This is a genomic window from Enterococcus sp. AZ009 (assembly GCF_050548785.1).
Taxonomy (GTDB): Bacteria; Bacillota; Bacilli; order Lactobacillales; family Enterococcaceae; genus Enterococcus_D; species Enterococcus_D entomosocium.
In genome coordinates, this window is sequence record NZ_CP172960.1 from 3,412,205 (window position 1) to 3,436,383 (window position 24,179).

The 24,179-nt window shown below is 45.2% G+C and carries 24 protein-coding genes and 1 other RNA gene; 6 read left to right on the forward strand and 19 right to left on the reverse strand.

The window, feature by feature from the left end:
• Positions 1-187: 187 nt before the first annotated feature.
• The 7 genes from dtd to IGJ74_RS16120 all read right to left on the reverse strand — a co-directional run bounded on the left by dtd (position 188) and on the right by IGJ74_RS16120 (position 6,547).
• Entirely contained in the window at positions 188-634 is a 447-nt protein-coding gene (gene dtd / locus IGJ74_RS16090; protein WP_008382058.1) for a D-aminoacyl-tRNA deacylase, read from the reverse strand.
• A gap of 6 nt (positions 635-640) precedes the next feature.
• On the reverse strand, positions 641-2,851 hold the full coding sequence (locus tag IGJ74_RS16095; RefSeq protein WP_087664552.1) for a RelA/SpoT family protein: 2,211 nt from the start codon (positions 2,849-2,851) through the stop codon (positions 641-643).
• Between the two features lie 187 nt (positions 2,852-3,038).
• Positions 3,039-3,704, reverse strand: a complete 666-nt coding sequence (locus IGJ74_RS16100) for a hypothetical protein (RefSeq protein ID WP_005233460.1) — start codon at positions 3,702-3,704, stop codon at positions 3,039-3,041.
• A gap of 4 nt (positions 3,705-3,708) precedes the next feature.
• Complete coding sequence (locus IGJ74_RS16105) at positions 3,709-4,464, reverse strand: 16S rRNA (uracil(1498)-N(3))-methyltransferase (protein ID WP_016612975.1); 756 nt, start codon at positions 4,462-4,464, stop codon at positions 3,709-3,711.
• 1 nt (position 4,465) lies between these two features.
• Positions 4,466-5,413 (reverse strand): 50S ribosomal protein L11 methyltransferase, encoded by a 948-nt coding sequence (gene prmA / locus IGJ74_RS16110; RefSeq protein WP_005233456.1) that lies wholly within the window; start codon positions 5,411-5,413, stop codon positions 4,466-4,468.
• A gap of 11 nt (positions 5,414-5,424) precedes the next feature.
• A complete protein-coding gene (locus IGJ74_RS16115; RefSeq protein WP_034872159.1) occupies positions 5,425-5,913 on the reverse strand; it encodes a DUF3013 family protein in 489 nt (162 codons plus the stop codon).
• Positions 5,849-6,547, reverse strand: a complete 699-nt coding sequence (locus IGJ74_RS16120; protein ID WP_061053359.1) for a DNA-3-methyladenine glycosylase — start codon at positions 6,545-6,547, stop codon at positions 5,849-5,851. The genes IGJ74_RS16115 and IGJ74_RS16120 overlap by 65 nt, the downstream gene beginning before the upstream one ends.
• Positions 6,548-6,763: 216 nt before the next feature.
• Here IGJ74_RS16120 and IGJ74_RS16125 point away from each other — a divergent pair, with 216 nt between their 5' ends.
• The 4 genes from IGJ74_RS16125 (at position 6,764) to IGJ74_RS16140 (ending at position 9,324) form a co-directional block, all read left to right on the forward strand.
• Positions 6,764-8,041 carry a replication-associated recombination protein A gene (locus tag IGJ74_RS16125; protein ID WP_008382049.1) on the forward strand — a complete coding sequence of 426 codons (1,278 nt, stop codon included), beginning with the start codon at positions 6,764-6,766 and terminating at the stop codon, positions 8,039-8,041.
• 85 nt (positions 8,042-8,126) lie between these two features.
• A non-coding RNA gene (gene ssrS, locus IGJ74_RS16130) (6S RNA) lies at positions 8,127-8,321 on the forward strand.
• Between the two features lie 168 nt (positions 8,322-8,489).
• Positions 8,490-8,780 carry a hypothetical protein gene (locus IGJ74_RS16135; RefSeq protein WP_087664551.1) on the forward strand — a complete coding sequence of 97 codons (291 nt, stop codon included), beginning with the start codon at positions 8,490-8,492 and terminating at the stop codon, positions 8,778-8,780.
• A gap of 64 nt (positions 8,781-8,844) precedes the next feature.
• A complete protein-coding gene (locus IGJ74_RS16140) occupies positions 8,845-9,324 on the forward strand; it encodes a universal stress protein (RefSeq protein ID WP_061053361.1) in 480 nt (159 codons plus the stop codon).
• Between the two features lie 283 nt (positions 9,325-9,607).
• Here IGJ74_RS16140 and IGJ74_RS16145 read toward each other — a convergent pair whose 3' ends face one another.
• Positions 9,608-11,188 carry an ABC transporter gene (locus tag IGJ74_RS16145; RefSeq protein ID WP_087664550.1) on the reverse strand — a complete coding sequence of 527 codons (1,581 nt, stop codon included), beginning with the start codon at positions 11,186-11,188 and terminating at the stop codon, positions 9,608-9,610.
• Entirely contained in the window at positions 11,189-11,944 is a 756-nt protein-coding gene (locus IGJ74_RS16150; protein ID WP_008382046.1) for an ABC transporter ATP-binding protein, read from the reverse strand.
• Between the two features lie 270 nt (positions 11,945-12,214).
• Between IGJ74_RS16150 and IGJ74_RS16155 the strand changes: the two genes are divergently transcribed.
• The gene (locus IGJ74_RS16155) at positions 12,215-14,215 is read left to right on the forward strand and encodes a KUP/HAK/KT family potassium transporter (protein ID WP_008382045.1); all 2,001 of its coding nucleotides are present in this window, start codon (positions 12,215-12,217) and stop codon (positions 14,213-14,215) included.
• A gap of 313 nt (positions 14,216-14,528) precedes the next feature.
• Positions 14,529-16,112, forward strand: coding sequence for a ribosomal protection-like ABC-F family protein (gene abc-f / locus IGJ74_RS16160; protein WP_087664549.1), 1,584 nt, complete (start codon positions 14,529-14,531; stop codon positions 16,110-16,112).
• A 96-nt stretch (positions 16,113-16,208) separates the two neighbouring features.
• Here the strand turns inward: abc-f and IGJ74_RS16165 are convergent, their stop codons facing one another.
• From IGJ74_RS16165 to comGA, 10 genes are all read right to left on the reverse strand, one after another.
• A complete protein-coding gene (locus IGJ74_RS16165) occupies positions 16,209-17,669 on the reverse strand; it encodes a peptide MFS transporter (protein WP_005227746.1) in 1,461 nt (486 codons plus the stop codon).
• Positions 17,670-18,026: 357 nt separating this feature from the next.
• Positions 18,027-19,211: an acetate/propionate family kinase gene (locus IGJ74_RS16170; RefSeq protein WP_005233419.1), complete on the reverse strand. Its 1,185-nt coding sequence runs from the start codon at positions 19,209-19,211 to the stop codon at positions 18,027-18,029.
• A gap of 24 nt (positions 19,212-19,235) precedes the next feature.
• Positions 19,236-20,240: a class I SAM-dependent methyltransferase gene (locus IGJ74_RS16175; protein WP_005233418.1), complete on the reverse strand. Its 1,005-nt coding sequence runs from the start codon at positions 20,238-20,240 to the stop codon at positions 19,236-19,238.
• 167 nt (positions 20,241-20,407) lie between these two features.
• Positions 20,408-20,779 carry a competence type IV pilus minor pilin ComGG gene (comGG, locus tag IGJ74_RS16180; RefSeq protein WP_008382038.1) on the reverse strand — a complete coding sequence of 124 codons (372 nt, stop codon included), beginning with the start codon at positions 20,777-20,779 and terminating at the stop codon, positions 20,408-20,410.
• Complete coding sequence (gene comGF, locus IGJ74_RS16185) at positions 20,742-21,167, reverse strand: competence type IV pilus minor pilin ComGF (RefSeq protein WP_005233416.1); 426 nt, start codon at positions 21,165-21,167, stop codon at positions 20,742-20,744. The genes comGG and comGF overlap by 38 nt, the downstream gene beginning before the upstream one ends.
• Positions 21,157-21,471 (reverse strand): hypothetical protein, encoded by a 315-nt coding sequence (locus IGJ74_RS16190; protein ID WP_005233415.1) that lies wholly within the window; start codon positions 21,469-21,471, stop codon positions 21,157-21,159. Before IGJ74_RS16190 ends, comGF begins: the two co-directional genes overlap by 11 nt.
• Positions 21,452-21,916 carry a competence type IV pilus minor pilin ComGD gene (gene comGD / locus IGJ74_RS16195; protein ID WP_005233414.1) on the reverse strand — a complete coding sequence of 155 codons (465 nt, stop codon included), beginning with the start codon at positions 21,914-21,916 and terminating at the stop codon, positions 21,452-21,454. The genes IGJ74_RS16190 and comGD overlap by 20 nt, the downstream gene beginning before the upstream one ends.
• Positions 21,900-22,205, reverse strand: a complete 306-nt coding sequence (gene comGC / locus IGJ74_RS16200; protein WP_005233413.1) for a competence type IV pilus major pilin ComGC — start codon at positions 22,203-22,205, stop codon at positions 21,900-21,902. The genes comGD and comGC overlap by 17 nt, the downstream gene beginning before the upstream one ends.
• Positions 22,202-23,230 carry a competence type IV pilus assembly protein ComGB gene (gene comGB / locus IGJ74_RS16205; RefSeq protein WP_016612983.1) on the reverse strand — a complete coding sequence of 343 codons (1,029 nt, stop codon included), beginning with the start codon at positions 23,228-23,230 and terminating at the stop codon, positions 22,202-22,204. Before comGB ends, comGC begins: the two co-directional genes overlap by 4 nt.
• Positions 23,184-24,146, reverse strand: a complete 963-nt coding sequence (gene comGA, locus IGJ74_RS16210; RefSeq protein ID WP_061053364.1) for a competence type IV pilus ATPase ComGA — start codon at positions 24,144-24,146, stop codon at positions 23,184-23,186. The genes comGB and comGA overlap by 47 nt, the downstream gene beginning before the upstream one ends.
• Between the last annotated feature and the right edge of the window lie 33 nt (positions 24,147-24,179).

Consider the following 24,179-nt stretch of genomic DNA (forward strand, 5'->3'; position numbering starts at 1 on the left):
CAAGAAAAAGATGTTAAATAACAAATAAAAGAATGGGATTTTTGCTAACAGTTTTGTAAGATTTCCCGATTTCAACTTAGATTTCACTTGGATTCCATCAAAAATGCTTAGCGCTTTCGAGAGTATAAAAAAAACGAAGGAATTCTCCCACTCTTTTCCAGCGAGAAAATCCTTCGTTTTGTATTCCCTATTTTTCTTTCGTATCGATCACGATCGTCACCGGGCCATCATTGACCAAGGCGACTTGCATATCTGCGCCAAATTTTCCAGTAGCAACAGTGATGCCTTCGGCTTGTAAACCTTCATTAAAGGCTTCGTAAAGCGGGGTCGCAATACTTGGCGGTGCCGCTTGAATGAAACTAGGGCGATTGCCTTTCTTGGTCTCCCCATAAAGGGTGAACTGTGAAATACTCAAGACCGCGCCGTTTATGCTTTCCAGTGACCGATTCATTTTGCCCTCTTCGTCTTCAAAAACCCGCAGATTTTTGATTTTTCTTACGAGATAAGCCACATCGTCGCCTGTATCCTCATGGGTGATCCCCAACAAAACCATGAACCCTTGTTGGATCGCACCGACGATATTGTCCTCAATCGACACGCTTGCTTGACTGACTCGCTGGATCACTGCCCGCATTCTTTCTCACCCCTTCGTACGTCTGACGCTGTAAACATCTGGAATCTGCTTGATTTTATCAACGATCGATTTCAAATGAGTCAAATTCTGAATCGCCACCGTGATACGGATCGTTGCCATTTTGTCTTTATTGGTTTTGGCTTCGACACTCACTAAGCGTTTCGTGACGCTATTGACCGTCTGTAAGACATCGTTGAGCAACCCAGAACGATCATAGCCGTAGATCTCAAGATCGGCATCGTATTCTTTGTTGATGTCGGTGGCATCTTCCCACTCAACATCGATCAAACGGTTCGCTGCCTCTTTGTTTTGAACATTGGGACAATCGCTGCGGTGGATCGAGATTCCCCGCCCTTTAGTAATATAGCCGACGATCGAATCCCCAGGAACCGGATTGCAGCAGCGGGAGATGCGGATCAACAAGTTATCGACCCCTTCAATGACAATGCCGCCTTCGTGACGAACCTTCATTTTTTCTGGTTCTTTTTTCGCCGGTTGATTGATCATCTCTTGGACTTGCTGCTTTTGCTTCTCGATTTGTTTCTCGCGCCGTTCTTCTTCGGTCAAACGGTTGGCTAAGGTCGTGGGACTGACTTCCCCATAGCCGACAGAGGCAAACAGGTCATCTTCTGTTTGATAATTGAATCGTTCGCAAGCTTCCGCCATTTTGCTTTTCGTCAAGAATTCTTTTGGCACAAAGCCCATATCTTGTAAGGTACGAACCACTGCCTCATGTCCTTTGATGATATTCTCATCACGATCTTGGGCTTTAAAAAATCGTTTGATTTTGTTCTTCGCTTTGCTGGTAGCAACTAGTTTGACCCAGTCGCGGCTTGGCCCAAAGGAATTCGGTGATGTCAGAATCTCAATAATGTCGCCATTTTTCAGCTTATAGTCTAATTGGACCATTTTGCCGTTGACCTTGGCACCAGTAGTTTTGTTGCCGATGTCGGTATGGATGCTATAGGCAAAATCCAGTGGACTGGAGCCTTGAGGCAACTCCGTCACATCACCTTTTGGCGTAAATACATAGACTTTGTCGCTGAAAATGTCCCCTTTGACACCTTCCATAAATTCAGAAGCATCATAGCTTTCATCTTGTAGTTCCAAGATTTCGCGGAACCAGCCAACTTGTTGGGTCATCTTGTCGGCTTTGACTTTTTCCGTCTTACCTTCTTTATAGGCCCAGTGCGCAGCAACCCCAAATTCAGCGATCTCATGCATTTCATGGGTCCGAATTTGGATCTCGACAGGATTGCCTTTGGGACCAATGACCGTCGTATGCAGCGATTGGTACATGTTGGCTTTTGGCATAGCGATATAGTCCTTGAACCGCCCAGGCATTGGTTTCCATTTTGTATGGATCGTTCCCAAAACCGCGTAACAATCTTTGATGGAGTCAACGATCACTCGGATCGCCAACAAATCATAAATTTCATTGAACTGTTTCTTTTGGTCCTTCATTTTGCGATAGATCGAGTAAATATGCTTTGGTCGACCATAGATCTCAGCATAGATATCTAGTTCCTCCGTAGCGATCCGAATCTCTTCCACGGTTTCGGAAACGTAGGATTCCCGTTCTTCTCGTTTGGTCTGCATCAAATGCACGATTCGGTAATATTGCTGTGGATTCAAGTAACGCAAAGAAATATCTTCTAGTTCCCATTTGATTCGGCTGATCCCTAAACGATGAGCCAATGGGGCATAGATTTCCATCGTTTCTTGGGCGATGCGGCGTTGTTTGTCTTCCCGCAGATGTTTCAACGTACGCATATTATGTAAACGGTCAGCCAGTTTGACCATGATGACCCGTAAATCTTGCGCCATGGCGATCAACATTTTCCGATGATTTTCTGCTAATTGTTCTTCATGAGATTTGTACTTGATCTTACCCAGCTTGGTCACGCCATCCACTAGCATAGCTACATCGGCACCGAATTCTTCTTTCAGATCGGCTAACGTCACATCGGTATCTTCGACGACATCATGCAAAAAACCAGTTGCAACGGTATGAGGGTCCATCTGCAATTCTGCCAAGATCCCCGCAACTTGGATTGGATGAATAATGTAAGGCTCGCCGGATTTACGGAATTGTTCTTTATGGGCTTCTGTCGCGTAATCTAATGCTTTTTGGACAAAGGCAACATGTTCTTCACTCATATAATGAGCGACCAATTTGATGACATTGGGCCCGGTCAATATAACTTCTTTTGCCATTCATTCCGCCTCCTGCTTTTCTTTTTTGTGCTATCAAAAAGGCAGACAGAAGTCGCTGTTAACGTTTCGTCACGCACCCAAAGCCTTGCGGACAAACGTTCTAAGCATGGGACTCCTGTCTAACCTGCAGTTCTTATTTAGTAGTATTATTATACAAATTTTTCAGCTATTTTTCAATCGCTGTTGTTCAAAGCACATCGGGTGCCGGCTTGTCCTTAAGCAATTCTTCAAAAACATGATACGAGAGCCCGATTTTCTCGGCGCCGGCAGCCTGTAGTGATTGCATAGCTTGTTCATCTATTGTGTCAGGATTGATCTGGATCGACAGTTGACTGCCACCATCTAAGGAAAACAAGCTCACGTCGTGCAATGCTTCTGCTAGTGGTTGTTTTTGTCCTAACACGATCTTTGGCCATGCTTCTTCTTTCAAGCGTTGTGCCACTTGGATCTTCGTCAATTCATTCATGATCTCGGTTTGCACAGCTAAGCGGATCTCCCCTCCTGTCAAGGTCAAGGAGCGAATCGTTTCGGTCAATTCCGCAAAGCCACGATCATTTTCCATGAAGGAAGAAGCCGGTAGCCAGACTTCCAAAAAATCGGCACCTTCCATAAACGCCCGACCGATTTCAAACGCTACCTTTGCCAGTGTTCCTTGGGCAAGGGGGTAATCGATCACTGCGCCGATTTGTAAGGAAGAGCCTTGTGCCAAGATTTTCGCCCGCCGAATGGCACTAGGCAAAACGACGACTTCCTTTAAAGCCGTTTTATATTGATTGATAAAATCCTTCAAGACCCAGTCGGTCAGATCGGCCGTCAACAAACGGACACTGATTGCTTCTTGGTTCTTATTCATCAACTCACATCCTCTTTAATTCCGTTAGCACACTGACAGCACTTAAAAAATAAAACGGTGCTGTTTCTGTTCGTAAAATCCGAGGGCCTAACCCGCATAATTTAGCGTTGTTTTCCTGGGCTCCTTCGATTTCGGAGGGGGTCAGACCGCCTTCTGGGCCAAAGATCGCTAAAACTTTGCTACCAACGGGCAATTCGGTGATCACTTGCAGCAGCATCGCTGCTTCTCCTTGCTTGGCTGATTCTTCATAAGCCACTAGGACCGCATCGTACTGACTGAGGCTTTGCCAAAATGCTTTGGCGTTATCCAGCAGTGTGATGGCTGGTGCGATCTGCCGTTGGGATTGCTCCGCCGCTTCTTGGGCGATTTTTTGCAGCCGCTGCTGCTTTTTCTGTAACTTCTTTTGATCCCATTTCACGACCGAAGTTTGCGCAGGAAAACCGATAAATGCTGCCGCCCCAAGTTCCGTGCCTTTTTGAACGATCAAGTCCAGCTTGTCGCCTTTCGGGTAGCCGCTAGCGATCGTGACCTGCAGCGGCAATTCCTTGTCCTGCTGTTCTTTTTCGACTTCCTCTAAGTAAACCGTTTCTTCATCGGCCTCTTTGATCTTGGCGATGATCGCCAAATGATCCTCAAAAACTAAACCGACTTTCGTGCCGGGAGTCATGCGCATCACTCGGATCATATGGTGGAAGGGTTCTCCCGAAACGGCAAACACCGCTTTTGCTTCATAAGGCTCCTGTAAAAAATATCGCTGCATCTTACTCTACCTCTGGTTTTTTAAAGGCGATCGCATACCAGTCTTTTTGATTGAACAATTGATCGATCTCAAAGCCTTGTGCGATCATGGCATCGATCACTAATTGTTTTTTCGTCTCAATGATCCCAGAAACGATCAAGGTGCCCTCTTGCTTCAATAAACGCCATGCATCAGGGATCATCAATAAAATGATATCCGCTAAAATATTGGCAACGATAAGATCAGCAGGGACCGTCACCCCTTGCAAAAGGTCATTGGCTTGCACGGTCACATCGTGAGCAATGGGGTTCATCGCCATATTTTCTTGGGCGGACCTCACAGCGACTTCATCTAGATCATAAGCAAACACGTCTTTGGCACCTAAATATTTGCTGGCGATACTTAACACCCCTGAGCCCGTCCCGACATCTAAGACGGTTTCACCGCCCCGCAAGTAGACTTCTAGGGCTTGTAATGTCAAGCGTGTCGTAGGATGCGTGCCGGTCCCAAAGGCCATTCCCGGATCAAGGGTGATGATCTTTTCATCTTCTTGCAGCGGTTGATAGTTTTCCCAGCTCGGCACGATCGTCAGATAGCGGGAGATACGGACTGGATGGTAATATTTTTTCCAGGCCGTTGCCCATGCTTCTTCCACGACCTCGCTCGTTGTGATGGTGTTTTTGCCGATTGCCAAACCATACTCCGGCAGACGGTCGATGGCTGCTTTGATCGTCGGCAGCACTTCTGGCAAAAAAATCGTCTCTGGGAAATAGGCACTGACTTGCGCACCTTCTTCTAAGGTCGTATAGGTTTCTTTATCCAAAATTTCGCCATACGCATCGCTTTTAAAATTTTCGACATCTAAAACGTCCTCGATCGCTACCCCACTTGCTCCGTGTTCCATTAAAATATTGGCGACTGCTTCCACTGCTTCGCTAGCTGTCGCTACGGTTACTTCATTCCATTTCATGTTCGTTCTCCTTAGTAACTAGGGTACGGGATCATGGTTTCCCCAGCCCCGGCTTGATAGTTCGTCATTTTCTCCACAAATGCTTCTTCGTTGAATCGCAATTCAAAGATCGCTTCTTCACTGTCATCGTTCAAGAAATCAAGCAGATCGCTTTGGCCTTCTTCTAAAATTTCTTGAATGTAATCAACCAATCCGTCTAACAACGCTTTTTGGATCCCTTTTTTTCCTGCATAAGGAATCGTCGCTAAATAATCTTCTTCATCAAACGTTGATTTTTGTGGATCATACAACAAAATCCCATCTTCAAATTCAATGATCGCTTCCTCTGATGCCACACCTTGCGCATCGTCGATTTGGACTTGTTGAGGATTTTCGGCAAACAAGCGCAACACCAATTCGATGGTATGATTTTTGGCATCCCAATCGATCGCCACATCATAATCGGAGATTTTTTTCGTTAATCGCTGATCTAAGTAAGTCAATATCGTTTCTTTCGCCATCACTATTCCTTCTTTCTAGCCAGCCATGATCTTGCTGAACAGCGGCTTTTCGTATATTTGTTAAATAAGGATTACCAGCTACCGCAAATCGAAGCGGCATCTGAGTCCACTCCCCTTTGTTCGGGATACCAATTCGAGGCAATGCCAAAATTTCTTTTGGGGTACGTCGGCGCTCAGGAACCAAATGCAGCGGACTCGTAAAAACCGATTCTCCGTAAAGCTCAGCTGGGATCTGTAGTGCCTGTACTAGTTTCCCGGGGCCATTGGCTACATCCGGTCCCGTTTTTTGTCGCTGTTGTTCCATCAAGTCAATCCCATCCACCGGTTCTAGCCCGCGAATCATGATTCCTTGTGGGATGCCTTTTGGTTGCGTAATAAAGTTGACGATTCGATGCGTATGCATCGTATATAAATAAATCGTGCCGGGTTCCTGATACATCGCCCGAACCCTAGGTGTGTTTCGCATGCCCACACTATGAGCCGCCAGATCATCGGGACCTAGATATGCTTCACAATCCACGATATACCCACCTAATTTTCCGTTTGGGGTCTCATGTTCCAAATACATCCCTAATAAGGCACGCGCGATGGTCGTTGTCGGCTGTGTCGCAAAAAGTGCCATTAATTCATCCATTCTCATCACCCTCTTTATTCTACACAATTCTCGGTCAACTTACTATCTTTGACTACAGAGTTGCGGTGATCTCAACGATTTCTTTTCAACGAACCTGTTTTTTGCTGACTGAGTGGAAAATACGCGCCCTTTTGTTTTCGTAAGGACGCAAATCAGCTTGTTTATGAGAATGTACGTTCTTATGTTATACTTACAGGAAAAGGAGAGGATCGTTTTATGCAGCAGCCACTTGCTTATCGAATGCGGCCACGGAACTTAGATGAAGTCGTCGGACAGCAGCATTTGGTTGGCCCGGGGAAAATCATTCGCCGAATGGTCGAAGCCAAAATGCTTTCTTCGATGATCCTATACGGACCGCCGGGAACCGGAAAAACCAGCATTGCCAGTGCGATTGCCGGCTCGACACGCTATGCGTTTCGCATGCTGAACGCCGCCACAGATACAAAAAAAGACCTGCAAATCGTGGCAGAGGAAGCCAAAATGAGCGGTACTGTCATTTTATTGCTTGATGAAGTCCATCGACTAGACAAGACAAAACAAGACTTTTTACTGCCCCATTTAGAAAGCGGCAAGATTATTATGATCGGTGCCACGACGGAAAATCCCTACATTACGATCAATCCAGCGATTCGCAGTCGGACACAGATTTTTGAAGTCAAACCGCTCCAAGAAGAAGATATTTTGACCGCCATTGATCAAGCTTTAGCAGATGAAACTCGCGGACTTGGATCAGAAACCATCGTATTGACCGATGATGCCCGCTTGCATCTTTCGCGAGCGACCAACGGTGATTTACGAAGCGCCCTCAATGGCTTAGAACTCGCTGCCCGTTCCACACCAAAAGGACCAGACGGCATTATTCATTTGACCTTAGCGATCATCGAAGAGTGCGTACAGCGCAAAGCATTGACCCATGATAAAGATGGGGATGCGCACTATGATGTGATCTCTGCTTTTCAAAAATCGATTCGCGGCAGCGATGTGGATGGTGCGCTGCATTACTTAGGTCGTTTAGTAGAGGCAGGCGATTTGGCGATCATTTGTCGGCGCTTGATGGTCATCGGTTATGAAGACATCGGTTTAGCTAACCCAGCAGCCGCTGCTCGAACCGTCAATGCTGTGTTAGCCGCTGAACGTTTGGGCTTGCCGGAAGCTCGGATCCCTTTGGCCGATACGGTGGTCGATCTATGTTTGTCACCAAAATCCAACTCGGCCTACATGGCATTGGATGCAGCGATCGCAGATATTCGTAGCGGTAAAGCTGGAGATGTCCCGGATCATTTACGAGACAGTCATTACAAAGGCGCCGAAAGCTTGAATCGAGGAGTTGGCTATCAATACCCACATAATTTTGATGATGCATGGGTCGATCAGCAATATTTACCTGATAAGCTAAAAGGTACCCACTATTATCAACCGAAAGCCACCGGTAAATATGAGCAAGCGTTGGGCCAACGGTACCAACAATTGCAGCAACGAAAGAAAAAAAACTAGGTGCTTAGAAAAAATAGTGACTTTTTGGTATCGTTTTCAAACAACTTTATTGCACCTTCGTCATTCCTATGCTACTATAAGGGTGGGAATTCTGTGATGTACGAGTTGTCCCTTTTGTGTGTTGACCGAACATTTTTATTGATATCTTGGGATCCGTCTTGTGTCAATGCTGGTAACATGCCTTTTCCTTTGGTAGTTCGAAGCTTAGACCGTGGAACCCACCTGCTAGAATTTGCGGGATCAATACTATGGGAAAAAGAACGGCATCAACGGATATTACCCATTCTTTTTAGAATGTGCCATCTGTTTTTAACAGATGGCTTTTTTGCGTTTTCTAGCCGTTAGAAACCGTGCAACGTCCTCCATCTGATATCAAAGTAAGGGTGGCTTTTGCTATTCTTTCTAGGGTTCGCTATACTAAACCTATCAACTTAGAATAGGATGGCGTATGTTTATGATTCTTCTATTATTTACGATCGTGGCACTCGTATTATTCGGCACCAGTTATTTGCTTTATGCCAAACAAGCGATTTTTTTCACTTTGATCCCTACTACTGAGGCGAATAAAGTCTTCTTAAAAACCTATAGTCTCATTCATTTCCTTTTAGGCGTAGTGGCATTGGTTGTGGGCTTGGTCGATAGAGAGCTGATTGCCTTGTTTTATTTGGCGTTGTTGCTGCTCTCTTCCGCTTCATTCAGCATCTTGCTGGCACAAAAAATGAAAAAAAAGGAAGATTAGGTTTTCTTTTTCCAGAAAAAAGCATTACAATAAAAGTAGAAGATAACAGATGGGAGTGTTTCTTATGTTACAACAATATCAACGAATCATGGTAGCCGTCGATGGGTCTAGCGAGTCAGAATTAGCCTTCAAAAAAGCCGTGAACGTGGCACAGCGGAATGATTCTGAATTGGTTTTAGCACATGTGATCGACACTCGGGCCTTTCAAACCGTTTCTTCTTTTGACGGCATGCTTGCTGAGCAAGCAACCGAAATGGCCAAACAAACTTTGAAAGACTATGAGGATTATGCCCGCAAACACCAAGTAACTGCAGTCAAAACAGTGATTGAATACGGCTCGCCAAAACCGATCATTGCCAAACAATTGCCCGAAGATCACAACATCGATTTGATTATGATCGGTGCCACTGGTTTAAATGCCGTGGAACGAATCTTTATCGGTTCCGTGTCTGAGTATGTCATTCGCCATGCTGGCTGTGATGTGTTAGTTGTGCGGACAGATCTAGAAAACAAATTACCAGAAAAAGACCACACCAAAGCTTGATAGCTAGACGACCTGCCGACGAACGGCAGGTTTTTTGTGCAAAAAAAACCGTGACAAAAGCAAAAGAGTCAACGAGCACTTAGGTCTCATTGGTCTTTTTGCCTTTGGTCACAGCTCTTTGACAAGTCGGTTATCCAAACTTGTACAGCAAAAAATGAAAGCAAAGTAATAGGTACTCCTATCTAACCATGTTTCCTTTTGATTGTAAATAGTTTTTCTGAATTTTCTGAATAAATAGTTAATTTACCCATCCTTAAATAAAAAAAGCAAAGCGTCGCTTCCCTTAGGAAAAACGACGCCAAAATCTATGGTCATAGTGGGCTATCCAAAGGACGCTGGTCAAGAGGATCACAAAGAAAACCGGACCATTCAATAACCAAAAATCAATCGAAGTCGCAGCAAAGCCATAAAGGATGATAACAATGACGGAAAGAAATAGCGTTGCGACTGTTCCAATGGCTAACCCAAGACTCCCCGCCCCTCTCGTAAACAATTGACTGATATTGGTCCAATCCAAAAGCAGCAATCGATAATCCCGAGCAAAATATTTCAAGCACAAAAGAAAACTGCTCCAAAGTGCTCCTACTAGGAAAGAGATAGCCAAAATCAGCGGCATTTTGAATAAAAGCACTGCTGCCAGCACGATGACTGCCGTTAAGCTCAGCTGCAAAACGACGCCAAAGCGGAATTTTTCCCGCAAGTAGCGCTTCATCGATAGCGGCAAGGAGCGGACAAACAAGAAATTCTCCTGATCCAATGAAATCAAATTACTGATAAAAGAAGTCGGGTTGACCATCAGTGCCGCCAAGGCGATCCCCGCCACGAAAACAACACCGATAAATCGCTCATCCAATTCACTTAACTGAACCACCCCAGTAAACACAAAGGACACTAAAAAAATGATGGGCATCAGTAACGAGGAAGAAAAGACTTGCATGATCAAATTCGGATCACGGATCAACTGCGAATTGTAATTAAACAACAGCTGGCCCAAGCCTTGATTGGGTTTATGTTTCCGACGAACACTCCCTTGGTTAGGCGCCGCGGCTGCCACTTGCTCATAAAACTTCGGCAAGATCAACCGATAGAGGGCAAAAAGCAACACGCCTGCTGTGGCGATGATCCCTAGCAAGCTAAGCAAACCAGTTGTTTGAAACGGCGCCACCATCACATAATAAAAGGGCAATAAAAAGCTGATCGCTCCTCGGTCTACCACGTCTGCCTCGTAGGTATTCACCTGATTCATCATTAAGACCCCGATCACAACAACCAGCATCGTCACGCCTAGCAATAAACTAGTGACCAATTTTTTATGCTTCAAGAAAAACTTGGTGCGGGTCAGGCTGAAGACGATCAAGCTGCAAATGCTGAAGATCAGGACTAAAAACAAGCCGAATAGCAAGAACGCCCATAAGACCGTCAGCAAGAAAAAGACATTTGCCCGAATCCCTGTCAGAAGAAACAAGACCAGCAGGGGAAAAATAAACGGCGCAACGGTAAGAAATACCACCACGATCTTTGCCAGAAAAATTTCACTCTGTCGAAAGGGCAGCGGCAAATACGCTGGCAGATCTTGACTTTCGAAGAAGACATTGTAAATGGACGAAATCCCTTGGGAAAAGCCTAAGATTCCGAACAAAGCGACATAATAGGTAAAAAAGCCCGGCATCTGACTAAAATCCAATGTGATCATCGTCAAACCATAGACTAGCAGAAACACCACTCCAGAAAGCGCATATTGAAACAACAGATAACTGGTCAAGGTCGAACCAGCCTTGCCTTTTTTGCGGGCTTTGTCTGTCAGTTGGGGATTGGCATACCGCAAATTAACGGAGGTCAGCGTCAGAAATTGTTGTTTTCGCATCTACGCTTCCTCCGCTTCTGCAAGAATCGCTTCTTCTTGACTTCTCCCAGTCATTTGCAGATAGATCGTTTCCAAAGAAAGCGACGGATGCTGTGCCAGCAAATCTGCCACTGAGCCATTGTACAGCAACTCACCTTTTTTCAAAATCGCCAATTGATCGCACAACTGCTGGGCGGTGTCCAAGACGTGGGTGGAAAAAATCACGGTCTTACCCTTGGCAGCGTGCTGTTTCATCATTTCTTTTAAATCATACGCCGCTTGAGGATCTAAGCCTTGTAATGGTTCATCCAAGATCCAAATGTCCGGATCGGGGATCAATGCCCCAATCAGCAGCGTTTTTTGCCGCATTCCATGGGAAAAGCTGGCGATGGTCTCTTCTTCATGAGACAGCATATCAAACAAGCGCCCTAATTTTTGCAAACGCTCGGCCTTTTCCGCTGCTGGCACCTCATACGCTGCGGCAATCAAGTCCCAATACTCCCCTGCTGTTAGCTGTAAAAATAAATCTGGCGTGTCCGGCACATAGGCAATTTGTTTTTTTATCGCTTCCCGATGTTCCACGAGGGATTGACCGTCAAAAAAGATTTCCCCACTCGTCGGTTGCAAAATACTAACTAAGCTTTTGATCGTTGTCGACTTCCCTGCCCCGTTGTGTCCCAGAAAGCCAAAGATCTCCCCTTGACGAATCGTCAGGGAAAGATCAGACAATGCTTTTTTGGGTCCATACTGTTTCGTCAGATTCTTGATCTCAATCATTTTCCTGCCTCCTTATTCCATACCTATTGTTATCTTACGCTGAAAAGCAGTAAAAGAAAAATGTTTATTGCCATTTTTATCAAATCAATTGACAGGAGCTGCAAAAACAAAGATAATAAGAACACTTTAGGGGAGTAGCACATGGATCGTTCCATGATCTTAGATCAACAGCAAGCGGGAATCCGCTGGTTTAAGATGTTTCTTGCAAGACCTAAGTGGCAAGGGGCCGCTTAGGTCTTTTTGCAGTTTAAAATGGAGGGAAAACAGTCAATGAGTTCAAGTAAAATGAAAAAAGTGACCGCCGGCGGACTTTTAGTCGCCATGGGGGTGGTCTACGGTGATATCGGTACGAGCCCACTTTACGTAATGAAAGCCCTGGTGGAGGATAATGGCGGACTCCGCACCTTAACGCCCGATTTTATCTTAGGCAGCGTCTCACTCGTCTTTTGGACGCTGACCTTGTTAACGACGATCAAGTACGTCTTGATCGCATTAAACGCGGATAACCATGGAGAAGGCGGGATTTTTTCCCTTTATACCTTAGTTCGTAAAAACAGCCGCTACTTGATTATTCCAGCGATCATCGGGGGCGCAGCCCTGCTAGCAGATGGGGTATTGACGCCAGCCGTGACCGTAACCACTGCCATCGAAGGATTACGGGGGATTCCAGCCTTTTTTGATCGCTTCGGCAATGACCAATCGATCATCGTCGGCATCACCTTAGCAATCTTATTGGTCCTCTTTGCCCTGCAGCGCTTTGGGACTGAGTTTGTCGGCAAAGCCTTCGGACCGATCATGCTAGGCTGGTTCACCTTCTTGGGCATCGTCGGTGTGATGAACTTTGCCGGTGACCTTTCGGTGATTCGGGCCCTTGATCCCCGGTATGCGATCAATCTGCTCTTTAGTCCCGATAACAGCGCTGGTCTCTTTATTCTCGGCAATATCTTTTTGGCGACTACTGGTGCGGAAGCCCTCTACTCGGACTTAGGTCATGTGGGCAAAAAAAACATTTATGCCAGCTGGCCCTATATCAAAATCTGCTTGATGCTGAATTACTTTGGTCAAGCGGCGTGGCTGCTGCAAGTCTATCAAAACCCGACTTATCAAGAAATCGAAAACTTGAACCCATTTTTCCAAGCATTGCCGCAAGGGTGGACAGTCTTTGGTGTCAGCTTCGCCACACTCGCTGCCATCATTGCTTCGCAAGCTCTGCTGTCTGGCTCCTTTACCTTGGTTTCTGAAGCCATCAAGTTGAAACTATTGCCGCGGATGCAAATCATCTATCCGGGGGCGTCTATCGGGCAAATGTATATTCCTGCCTTGAACACCTTGCTGTGGATCGCCTGTTCCGGCGTGGTCTTATTCTTCCAGACCTCTACTCGGATGGAAGCCGCTTATGGATTGGCCATTACGGTAACGATGTTGATGACCACTATTTTGCTGTATTTCTACTTGCACCAAAACAAGAAGACCCGTTTCTTGGCACCGTTCATCACGCTCTTTTTTGCAGCGATCGAAGGCATTTTCTTTATCTCTAGTGCGACGAAATTTTTCCATGGCGGTTACGTTGCCATCTTATTAGCCAGCGTGATCATCGGTGTGATGCTGATTTGGGAATGGGGCAATCGTATTCAAGAAAATGCTGCCGAAGAAGTTGCACTTTCTACCTACATCCCTCAATTGAAACAGTTGCGGGAAGATGATTCTTTGCCATTATCTCAGACGAACGTCGTCTTCATGGTTCCTAAACTGCAAGACGATCAGATCGGTCAGCAGTTCATCTATTCCATTTTAGACAAACGGCCGAAGCGTGCCAAAGTGTATTGGTTCGTCAATGTGGAAGTCACCGATGAACCTTATACGAAAAAATATGAAGTTTCGATGGCAGATACCGATTTTATCGTTAAACTAAAGCTTTATCTCGGCTTTCGGGTGCCGCAAGAAGTCAATCTCTACATTCGCCAAATCATTCAAGAATTGATGAAAGATGGTCGCTTGCCGCTGCAGCCGCAACGCTATTCCTTAACGCCTGGACGCAATGTGGGTGATTTCCAATTCGTGATGATCGAAGAAGAGCTGTCGAATGCAACTGCATTAAGCAAATGGCAGAAGCAAGTCATGCAGACGAAGCTTTTTATCAAACGCCATACTATTTCACCTGAACGCTGGTTCGGCTTAGAATACAGCGATGTGGTTCATGAGACCGTTCCTTTGGTCATCGGTCAGATGAAAGAAAGCTCTCTGACAGAATTACGCATCGAGGAACGCTAAGAAACCGCCAGTACTGGTTGAACTTTCTGATACTTTCAGGTACACTGAAAAGACAAAGACACAAAGGAGGGAAAACGACCATGATGCGCATGACTAAAATAACAAGTAATGAAAATTACCAACGATACCATATCGCATTTAGCCATGCAATTGGTTTTACAGTTGCTGTTGACGGGACGAGTCTGTCCAAAACAGTTAAATTTACGTAAAATCAATGGCCATCTCAAGGTATTTTTCTCAAAAAAATCTGAGTTTAAATAACACTGGCCATGGATATCCATGGCCTTTTTGAGTGGTCTCAAGGAGAGAGATCATGATCATACAAGCAATTGCTATTAAAAAAACCATCGGCGGGAATCCGTTATTTGAGGAGTTATCCTGCCAAATCGAAGCTGGGGAAAAAATTGCCCTAGTCGGCATCAACGGAACGGGCAAATCAACCTTTTTACAAATCTTGACTGGCAGTGAAGGTGTCGATAGCGGCGTTATCAGCCGCCAAAAAGGCTTGAGGATCGGGACGGTCGAGCAAGAGCTGACAGTTTCTGAAGCAACCGTTACCCACTACCTGCTCCATTCTGCAGCTAACATTCAAGAACTCAAACAGCAAATGAGCCATTACGAAGCCTTGATGGCAGAACCCGATACTGATTTAGAGAAGTGTCTGATCCGTTATGGCGAGCTGCAGCAGCGCTTTGAAGAGCTGGGCGGTTATGGATTAGAAGACCGAATTTCCGCGATCTTACAAGGGTTAGGAATTCCCCATCGGCAGGACGCACGGTTAACAGACCTTAGCGGGGGTGAACGGGTCAAAGTCGCTTTAGCCAAAGTGTTAGTCACCGATACTGACTTGCTGTTACTGGATGAACCAACCAATCACTTGGATCTTTCAAGTATCCGCTGGTTGGAAAATTATTTACAGAATACGAAAAAAGCGGTTCTAGTCGTTTCTCACGATCGACACTTTCTCGATCAAGTCACCACCAAGACCTGGGAACTGGAAGAAGGCGCCCTGATTGAGTATCCTGGGAACTATAGCCGATTTCGTGTCTTGAAAGAAGCTCGCTTGGCGGAGCTGACCAAAAATTACGAACTGCAGCAAAAAGAAGTCCAGCGACTGAAAGTCATGATTCGTCGATTTCGTCAGTGGGGCCATGAAGGAGACAATGAATCCTTCTTCAAAAAAGCCAAAGAATTGGAACGCCGCCTAGCGAAACTTACACTGGTCAAACCGCCAGCGCCCCCGAAAAATCGGCTGCAAGGCTTGGCAAATGGCGGAAAATCAGGTAAAGAGGTGTTCATCGTTCGCGACTTGCACCAGCAATATGCCGATCAGCTCCTATTCAAAGACAGCAGTTTTGCAATCTACCGTGGGGAGCATCTAGCCATCATCGGCGACAATGGTACCGGAAAATCAACCTTACTCACATTACTTCTCGGTGAGGAGCTTCCTAGCGGCGGCACTATCAAGCGCGGCAGCAGCTTACAAATCGGCTATTTGCCCCAACAGCTACAGTTTGCCGATACTGAGAGCCGCTTGTTGGCCTACGTACAGACGTTGACAGGAAACGAAGAGGCTGCTCGTCGGCAATTGGCCAAAAGTGGGTTTTATCAAAGTGATGTGGCCAAACGAATCAAAGATTTATCTGGTGGTGAAAAAATCCGTTTGGCGTTACTGAAACTCTTTTTAGAAAAAATCAACGTCCTGATTTTGGATGAACCAACCAATCACCTCGACAGCTATGCCCGAGAAGAAATTGAAGAAATGCTGCAAGATTATCAAGGGACCCTGCTGGCAGTCAGCCATGACCGCTACTTTTTGCAGCAGCACTTCCAAGAAGCCCTGGTCATTGCACAGCAGCAGATCACACGCCAGCCACTAAGCCCATTGATTGACTAAGACATTGATTCGCAACAAAAAAAACTTGATTTTCCTACAGTAAGCATGGGTTGTTCAATCCATGCATAGGCGGAAAATCAAGTTTTTATTTTTTGATCAATGAATGTTGCCGATCAAGTTGCGGATCGGTTTTCTAGCTAAATACAAGATGATGCCGACAACAACGGCTACTCCGCCGACGATGCCATAGTACATCCCTTCTGTTTGTGGTGTATAGAACCGAGCGATTTGCGCATTGATGGCTTGTGAAGAAGCGTCTGCTAACAACCAAATCGCCAAGGTTTGTGCTTCGAAAGCTTTCGGCGCTAGTTTGGTCGTCACCGACAAGCCCACCGGTGAAAGACACATTTCCCCTGCAATCATGATGAAGAAGCTCAATACCAACCATAATGGGCTGACCCGTTCTTCTACTCCAAACAAGAGGCTTGGCAGCATTAGCAATAGAAAGGACAAACCGGCTAAGACTAAACCGATGGCAAACTTCACTTCTGTCCGTGGCTGACGAGAGCCTAGTTTGGTCCACAACCAGACAAAGACAGGTGTCAGTAAGACGACAAAAAGTGGATTTAAGGTTTGATACAAACTTGCTGGAATATTGATGCCGAATAACGTTGATTGCGTACGGTCAGCAGCAAACAATGCCAAGATCGATGAGCCTTGTTCTTCTAAGGACCAAAAGACGATCGCTGACAAGAACAGCGGAATGTAGGCCAACACTTTTTTCTTTTCATCTGGTGTGACATCTTTCGAACGCAGCATTTTGGTAAAGTAGTAGATCGGCAAGAAAATACCTAAAACACTGATGAAGTTGATGAAGAAATCAACCGTCAGATGGCCTGTTGCAGCAGCTGCGCCAAATAACACTGCCAATGCGAGAAGAACTAGAACGACTGCTCGGAAGAAGGTTTTCTTTTCGGCTGCCGATAAGGGATTCGTTGGCGCGATCGCTACACTTTTCAACGTGGTTTTTCCTTGCACATAATACTGCACCAAACCGATAAACATCCCGATAGCAGCAATCGAAAAGCCTAAGTGGTAGTTGACCTCTTGTCCTAAGATCCCGACGATGATCGGTGCTAACAAGCCACCGATATTGATCCCCATGTAGAAAATTGAGAAACCAGCATCCCGACGGATATCGTCTTTGCTGTACAAATGCCCCACCATACCCGACACGTTGGATTTCAAGAGTCCGGTTCCGATGACGATCAGCATCATGGACACAAACAACGCTGGAATCCCTAAAGGTGTTGCCAAGACGATGTGTCCTAACATGATCAAGATCCCACCATAAAAGACGGATTTATTTGATCCTAAAAGACGGTCCGAGATCCAACCGCCAACAATACTTGACATATACACTAAGGAACCGTAAATCGACATGATCGCCACAGCCGTTCCTTTTGGCAACCCTAAGCCGCCGTTGGCAACTGCATCGTACATGAAGTACACCAAAATCGCCCGCATACCATAATAACTGAATCGTTCCCACATTTCCGTGAAGAATAACGTCGACAGCCCTCGCGGCTGACCTAAGAATGTTTTTTCTTTTTCCATATGTAATGGCCCCTTATAAAAATTAATGAAAATAAAATAGCGGAATTTTTCTGAAAATTCACAAATGCCAGTTTATTCCCATTTGGCAACTTTTACAAGGGTATTTCCCTGAGAACATCTTGTAAAAAAGGAAGGAAATTTAAATTCAAATGAAAGCAAAATGAGAAGCCCTCCACCTAGGTGCAGTATGAGCCAATTTTCATATGTATAATTATTAAATTTTCTGTTTAAAAAATTAGAAAATGGTCTTCACCAATTTTTCTCTCTAGTCCCGTTTTGCGGACTTTCCTACAAAAAAACACATGCAAGCATTTCTCTTGCATGTGTTTCAGCTTCTATTCTAAGAAATGTTTTCGCTTAGCCGCGTAAACGTTCCACATCACGAGCGATCATTAATTCTTCATCTGTTGGGATCAAAAGTACTTTGACTTTTGACTCTTCAGTTGAGATCACTAATTCTTCGCCGCGTTTTGCATTTTGATCGGCATCTAATTCGCAACCAAACCAAGTCATACCTTTGATAACTTCGCTGCGGACGTGGGCATCATTTTCACCGATACCAGCAGTAAAGACGATCGCATCGACACCGTTCATGGTCGTTACATAGCCACCGATGTATTTACGGATGCGGTCAGTAAAGACGTCATAAGCAACTTTGACTTCTTCTTTGTCGTAGTTTGCTTCTAGATCGCGCATGTCGCTGGAAATACCAGTTAAGCCTAATAAACCAGATTTTTTGTTTAAAACATCCACCATTTCATCGATGTTCAAATCTAATTTTTCCATTAAGTAAGGCAAAACAGCAGGATCGATGTCACCAGAACGTGTTCCCATCGTTACACCAGCTAACGGCGTGAAGCCCATTGATGTATCTACTGATTTTCCGCCGTCAACTGCAGTGATCGACGCACCGTTCCCTAGATGGCAAGTGATGATTTTTAATTCTTCGATTGGTTTGCCTAACATTTCTGCCGCACGCTCAGAAACATAACGGTGGCTTGTACCGTGGAAGCCGTATTTACGTACTTTAAACTCGTTATAGTACTCTAATGGCAAGCTGTATAGGTAATTGTGTTTTGGCATCGTTGCATGGAAAGAAGTATCAAAAACAGCGACACTGATGATTTCAGGCAAGATTTTTTTGAAAGCAGTGATCCCCATCAAGTTTGCTGGGTTGTGTAATGGCGCAAATTCAGCCAATGCTTGGATGCGTTCCATCACTTCGTCTGTGATCACAACTGAATCAGGGAAATCTTCTCCGCCGTGAACGACGCGGTGACCGACGCCAGTGATTTCATCATAAGCACCTAAAATGTTTAATTCGATCAGTTGATCCAATAACATTTTTACAGCTACTTCGTGATCGTTGATATCGATGATTTGTTCGAATTTTTGATCTTCCCCATATTTGATGGTAAAGATAGAATCTTTCAAACCGATTCGTTCAACGATTCCTTTAGCGACAACTGTTTCCTCTGGCATTTGATATAATTGCCATTTTAAACTTGAACTTCCAGCATTGATTGCGATTGTTTTTGACATGATGATCTCCTTATCCGAATTATATTACAGATTTGCTGCTTTCCAAGCCGCAAATTGTTCAAAAAGTTTTGTGATGTTCTTTGGTTCTTTCAGTGAGGCTAGCTTGACCAGCAAGACTTCTTCTGCTTGTTTGCTTGTCCCTCCGTGGTTTTGTAAAAGCAATATACTTTTACGTGAATGTTCATTTTTAAAGAGTTCTTCAGGAAGCTGAATCATTCCTTGCAAATAAACCTTTTCTTTCAGCCATTTTTTCAAAAATTCACTCTGTTCCGTTTCCAAGAAATTGCTTGGTAGTAAGAACAAACCGTAACCGCCAGCTTTGACATAGTTCATCGCTTGTTCCATCAACAAATGATGGGCGTAACTGTGTCCTTCTGGAGCCGCCGTAATAAAGCTGCGGGCTTTGTCATCTTGTGGGTAATAGCCCACCGGTAGATCGCTGATCGCCAGATCCATCGGTTCGATCAAAAGCTCTTGCAAGCCATCTTGATGGAACAAATGCAAGGGCGCTTTGGTCCATTCGCCAGTTGCAGCTGCGATCGCCAACAAGGTTTCGTCAATATCCACACCGGTTCCTTCTACTGGACGCTTGGCTAATTGCAGATTCAGCAAGACTGTCAATAAGAGATTCCCCATGCCTACCGATAAATCAAGAAGTTTCACTGGTTGATCGGCACTACTCAACTGCTCGATCAAATAGACGAATAAAAACCCAAGACTATCTGGTGTCAGTTGGTGATTGGCCTGCAGGCGCTCCGTTTGGCTGCCTTTCAACAAAACCAACTGCGCAAGCTTGCGTTTTTCTTCTGCCGATAGTTCCATTGCTCGAATTTCTTGATAGATGGTTTCTAAACGAGCAGCAGTTGCTTCATCTGGTACCCCATCGATCACGCGAACTTGGTATTGATCAACAAAATTTTCGATCGTCTCTACGTAAGCATCAAAAAAAGACGTTTCCAATGCGTTTTGAAGCAGTTGGATCGCTTCAACGGTCAAATGAAAAGACGTTTCCATTTTTTCTGCGGACATCTTGCACCTCTTTTCAAAACTATAACAACATATATACCTGTTTAATTTTAGCCGATTCATCCAAAATAATCAATCGCTTTCGTTTAGAATAATTTGTGAAGCTGTAAACATTCTTTTTCTATTTCTGTATGAAAAAGGATGGTCGAAACAACCATCCTTTTCCTGTACTATTCTTCTTGGTCATCTGTGTCTATTTCAGGCTGCTCTTCAGGCAACAAAAAGGTAAAAGTAAATCGCCGACTTTTGACATAGCATTCGATCTGTAAGCTCTGTCCTTGCCGTTCATAAGTCAACTTTCCTACATTATAAAACCGTGTCCCTCGATCTTCCAACTCGTTTTGCAAGAATTCCGCATGGAAAAGTTCACTCATAATACGGGCTTCATAGGTTTCAATGGTTTTTGTATAAAAAAGGGCTGTTGTGCGGCTGTTTTCTAACACCAGCAATAACATCAAGCTCAACAGCTGCACAAACAACAATGCTGTGAGTAAAATACCGCCTTTATGCCGCCTCTTGTGAGTGTATTTTCCATTGTCCAATTTTCTGGTCTCCATTCTCAAAGGAAACGGTAAAGCGGATCGCTGCGCCAATTTTCTCAAAAGACACATCTGCCACTTCTGTCAACAACGGTTGATAGCCATTGTTGTCCCGTTTCCGCAACACGCGGTTGATGCGATCGATCGTTACCGAATTGTTTTGACTGCTTCGCAAATATAGCGTGTTCTCGCTGACTGATAGATAGACACAGGTACTTAATTCCCGTTCCAACTGAAACAAAAAAACATGCCATTCTTGATCTTTGCGAGCCATGATCTGCTGATTGACCGGTGCGAGGTGCTTGACGATCCCGCTGATCATCAATAAGCAGATCGCCAATACCCATAAAGACAACAGACACTCCAACAAAGTAAAGCCTTTACTCTTCATACACAATCTCCCAGAGCTGTTCGCCACTTTGGATGCGTGCCTGTTGATGCTGCGCTGCTTGCCAAAAGCGAACTTGATAGACCGTCTGACGCTGCGTCGTGTAGGTAATGGTTGACGCATCAAAGGAGTGGTTCTGGACTTCTTCATACAGCACCCGCAGCATTTGGGCTTTTTCCTGCAATGCCGCACTTTGCGTCAGTGAAGCGGTCTGCATCGCTAAAAACAATAACACACAGGTTGCCAACACCCCAAAGCCAATCAGGCTTTCTGCTAAGATGAACCCGCTATTCAACGATTTTTTCATAGCGTCCGCTCCCAAATAAAAACTTATAGCTGATGGTTTGCTTTTTCTCCTGCCAATAGAAAACGATCCTTCGCAGACTGCTATTGTTGCCGGACTGACTACTAAAAAGAATATCGGGAAACGCCTGCATCGCTAGTTGAGGAGGGACTTCGATCTTGGTGACCGGCTCAGTTGCAGCGCCATAAAATGAAACAGTTGGCGTTGGCGCTGCTTGATAAACGGCTCGGGTTTGTGTGTTATCGATGATGGCCGATTGCTGTATGGTATAGAGGCCTTTTTCTAAGCGTGCACAAAAGCCTAAGACTTCAGCAGATCGTTGATAGTACTCGATGGCCACGACGGGAAAAAAGAGAAACATACTACTGACCATGAGGACCAAAAGGCTTTCTATTAAAGTAAAACCAGCAAAAGAGCAACGTCGACAGCCCTTAGTCCCCTTGCTCATAAATCGCATATTGCTCCTCAGATACATACCCTTCAGCGATCAATTCTTCTCTGGAGGGCTCCCGATTTTCATTCAGACGAAAGAGTTCGATCTGGGTTTCCACCACTTTCACGATGGCCGCATTTCCTTTCTCATCAATGATTCCTCTTTGCTTGGCAAGATTTGGGACAAACAACAAAACCAAAATACTGATCACTAATAAAACAACCAACATTTCAACCAATGTAAAGCCTTTTTTGACACGCCAAATCCCCTGCTTGCGAGAAGATGCGACTTTCTTTTCTATCATTCGATCACTCCTTGGATATTTCCATAGATTGGTAAAAACATAGCGGCATAGATCCCAACGATCATTAAAGCAACCAACAAAAAAATCAGAGGCTGAACCCAGTGAATAGCTTTTTCGATTCGTTGAAACAAGCGATCCATCAATAATTGACTGTATAAAAAAAGCTCTTCTCCTAACTTTCCCCGTACTTCTCCTTGAAAGACGATCAAAGAAAATTCTGGTGTGAGAAACGAGAAATGACGAAGTTTTTCTGGGAGTTCTCCGCCAAGTGTCAAGGTCACTCGCAACTCTCGCGCTAATTCTTGGATCAAGGTAGCTTTATTGGTGTGCTCCATACACTCAATGATCTGTTGGATATCTAACCCTTGCTGAAACAACTTGCCCCATTCCAATGCGAAAAAACTCGTGTGATAACTCGTGTACAATGCTCCGAACAATGGCAGGTGGCTGAAGAATACAGCTTTTTGCAAGGCAGTGCGGCGGGCAAATACCCAGCGGCTGATCACAAAAAGCAGCACACTTACCAACAAGAAGAGGATAAGTACTGCTGGTGCCCAAGTGATGGCGCGAATGCCCCAATGACCTTCGTCGATCATGCCAGAGGCTAACAATTGAGGCATTAAAAAGCGATGCATGCCAAAGAGAGCCGCCACTAAAAAGACCAGTAGCAAAAGCGGATAGGCCGCTACTTTGTACAGCAGCTGTTTTTGCTTGTTGACCAATTTGTGGTAGTCGACCATCCGCCGCAAGGTCGTCGTGAGATTCCCATGACTTTCTGCTAAATAAAGCTGATTTTTTTCGGTAGCCGATAAAGACAACGGCGCTACTGCTGCTGCCAAGCTTTGCCCTTGGGCAAGATGGGCAATCAGCTGTTCGATCACAGGTTCAGAAAACTGGCGACTGCGCAGCAACACTTGGAGGCTTTCTTGTAGGGAAAAGCCACTCTCCAATAACACCGTGAAGGTGACCAAGAGGGCTTCAGTTGCACGGCGTGGTAGCTGGGGCTTCTTTTTCATAAACTTCATCGGTGATCCACCCACTTTCTTTCACTCGTTTTAATACGTGCTGCCACTGTTTTTCCACTTGCCCCTCATAAAAGTGATACGCCAGCAATCCATGGGGTTCGTTGACTTCATTCGGCAACAATCGCTGATAAACGATCCCTTGCAACGCGTGCGCCAGAAGATCGTCTGCCCCTAGCAATTCCAGCAGCCGTGTCTTGGTTTCTGCTACGCCTCGTGCATGGATCGTGGCAAATACTCGGTGACCTGTCAGAGCGGCTCGTACAGCGGCTTGCGCCGTCTCTTTGTTACGGATCTCGCCAATCAAAAGCAGGTCCGGACGATGCCGTAAAGACAAGCGAATCAATTCATCATAGTCTTGTCCGATTTTCAAATTGGTCTGCAGCTGCAAAAAATGCGGCTCTTCAATCTCCACAGGATCTTCGATGGTAATGACTTGTCCCTTGGTTGCCCGTGCTAATTGATACATGAGGGTCGATTTTCCTGAGCCAGTGGGACCAGAAAATAAATATAGGCCTCTTTGTTTGGTTGTCTGTTGGATCTGCTGGACGTCTTCTGCAAAAAAATAGCGCAGATGCTCCTTGTTCAAAGGATAAAGAAACCGCATCACGAGACTTTCACGCCCTTGATAATCACCCACCGTTGAGACGCGCAACCGCTGTAGCTGATCGCCTAACAGATAGCTGACTGCGCCTAACTGAGCTTTGCGCCGTTCTCCCACCTCCATTCCTCCTAAAAATTTGAAGCGGGTGATCAGCTGCTGAGCTTCTTCGTTGGTCAGTACTTGATAGGTCTTTCTGAGATAGCTTTTACTGAAAATCACCTCCATCTGTGTACCGCTAGGCAAAATGGTCAGATCCTGCATGCGTTCTTGTCTTCCATAAAGAATCAACTCGTCTGAGAATGCTCGAATATCCACGACTTATCCCTCCTAAAAAGAAATACGCAAACG

Bases quoted from the DNA above. Each gene is read 5' to 3' on its own strand.
- IGJ74_RS16105 (WP_016612975.1), bottom strand. From the start codon at position 4,464: ATGCAGCGATATTTTTTACAGGAGCCTTATGAAGCAAAAGCGGTGTTT.
- comGD (WP_005233414.1), bottom strand. From the start codon at position 21,916: ATGAGCAAGGGGACTAAGGGCTGTCGACGTTGCTCTTTTGCTGGTTTT.
- IGJ74_RS16155 (WP_008382045.1), top strand. From the start codon at position 12,215: ATGAGTTCAAGTAAAATGAAAAAAGTGACCGCCGGCGGACTTTTAGTC.
- IGJ74_RS16175 (WP_005233418.1), bottom strand. From the start codon at position 20,240: ATGTCCGCAGAAAAAATGGAAACGTCTTTTCATTTGACCGTTGAAGCG.
- comGC (WP_005233413.1), bottom strand. From the start codon at position 22,205: ATGATAGAAAAGAAAGTCGCATCTTCTCGCAAGCAGGGGATTTGGCGT.
- prmA (WP_005233456.1), bottom strand. From the start codon at position 5,413: ATGAAATGGAATGAAGTAACCGTAGCGACAGCTAGCGAAGCAGTGGAA.
- IGJ74_RS16150 (WP_008382046.1), bottom strand. From the start codon at position 11,944: ATGATTGAGATCAAGAATCTGACGAAACAGTATGGACCCAAAAAAGCA.
- abc-f (WP_087664549.1), top strand. From the start codon at position 14,529: ATGATCATACAAGCAATTGCTATTAAAAAAACCATCGGCGGGAATCCG.
- dtd (WP_008382058.1), bottom strand. From the start codon at position 634: ATGCGGGCAGTGATCCAGCGAGTCAGTCAAGCAAGCGTGTCGATTGAG.
- IGJ74_RS16135 (WP_087664551.1), top strand. From the start codon at position 8,490: ATGTTTATGATTCTTCTATTATTTACGATCGTGGCACTCGTATTATTC.
- IGJ74_RS16145 (WP_087664550.1), bottom strand. From the start codon at position 11,188: ATGCGAAAACAACAATTTCTGACGCTGACCTCCGTTAATTTGCGGTAT.
- IGJ74_RS16120 (WP_061053359.1), bottom strand. From the start codon at position 6,547: ATGGATGAATTAATGGCACTTTTTGCGACACAGCCGACAACGACCATC.
- IGJ74_RS16190 (WP_005233415.1), bottom strand. From the start codon at position 21,471: ATGAAAAAATCGTTGAATAGCGGGTTCATCTTAGCAGAAAGCCTGATT.
- comGF (WP_005233416.1), bottom strand. From the start codon at position 21,167: ATGAAGAGTAAAGGCTTTACTTTGTTGGAGTGTCTGTTGTCTTTATGG.
- IGJ74_RS16140 (WP_061053361.1), top strand. From the start codon at position 8,845: ATGTTACAACAATATCAACGAATCATGGTAGCCGTCGATGGGTCTAGC.
- IGJ74_RS16165 (WP_005227746.1), bottom strand. From the start codon at position 17,669: ATGGAAAAAGAAAAAACATTCTTAGGTCAGCCGCGAGGGCTGTCGACG.
- IGJ74_RS16125 (WP_008382049.1), top strand. From the start codon at position 6,764: ATGCAGCAGCCACTTGCTTATCGAATGCGGCCACGGAACTTAGATGAA.
- IGJ74_RS16170 (WP_005233419.1), bottom strand. From the start codon at position 19,211: ATGTCAAAAACAATCGCAATCAATGCTGGAAGTTCAAGTTTAAAATGG.
- IGJ74_RS16095 (WP_087664552.1), bottom strand. From the start codon at position 2,851: ATGGCAAAAGAAGTTATATTGACCGGGCCCAATGTCATCAAATTGGTC.
- comGB (WP_016612983.1), bottom strand. From the start codon at position 23,230: ATGAAGTTTATGAAAAAGAAGCCCCAGCTACCACGCCGTGCAACTGAA.
- IGJ74_RS16100 (WP_005233460.1), bottom strand. From the start codon at position 3,704: ATGAATAAGAACCAAGAAGCAATCAGTGTCCGTTTGTTGACGGCCGAT.
- IGJ74_RS16115 (WP_034872159.1), bottom strand. From the start codon at position 5,913: ATGGCGAAAGAAACGATATTGACTTACTTAGATCAGCGATTAACGAAA.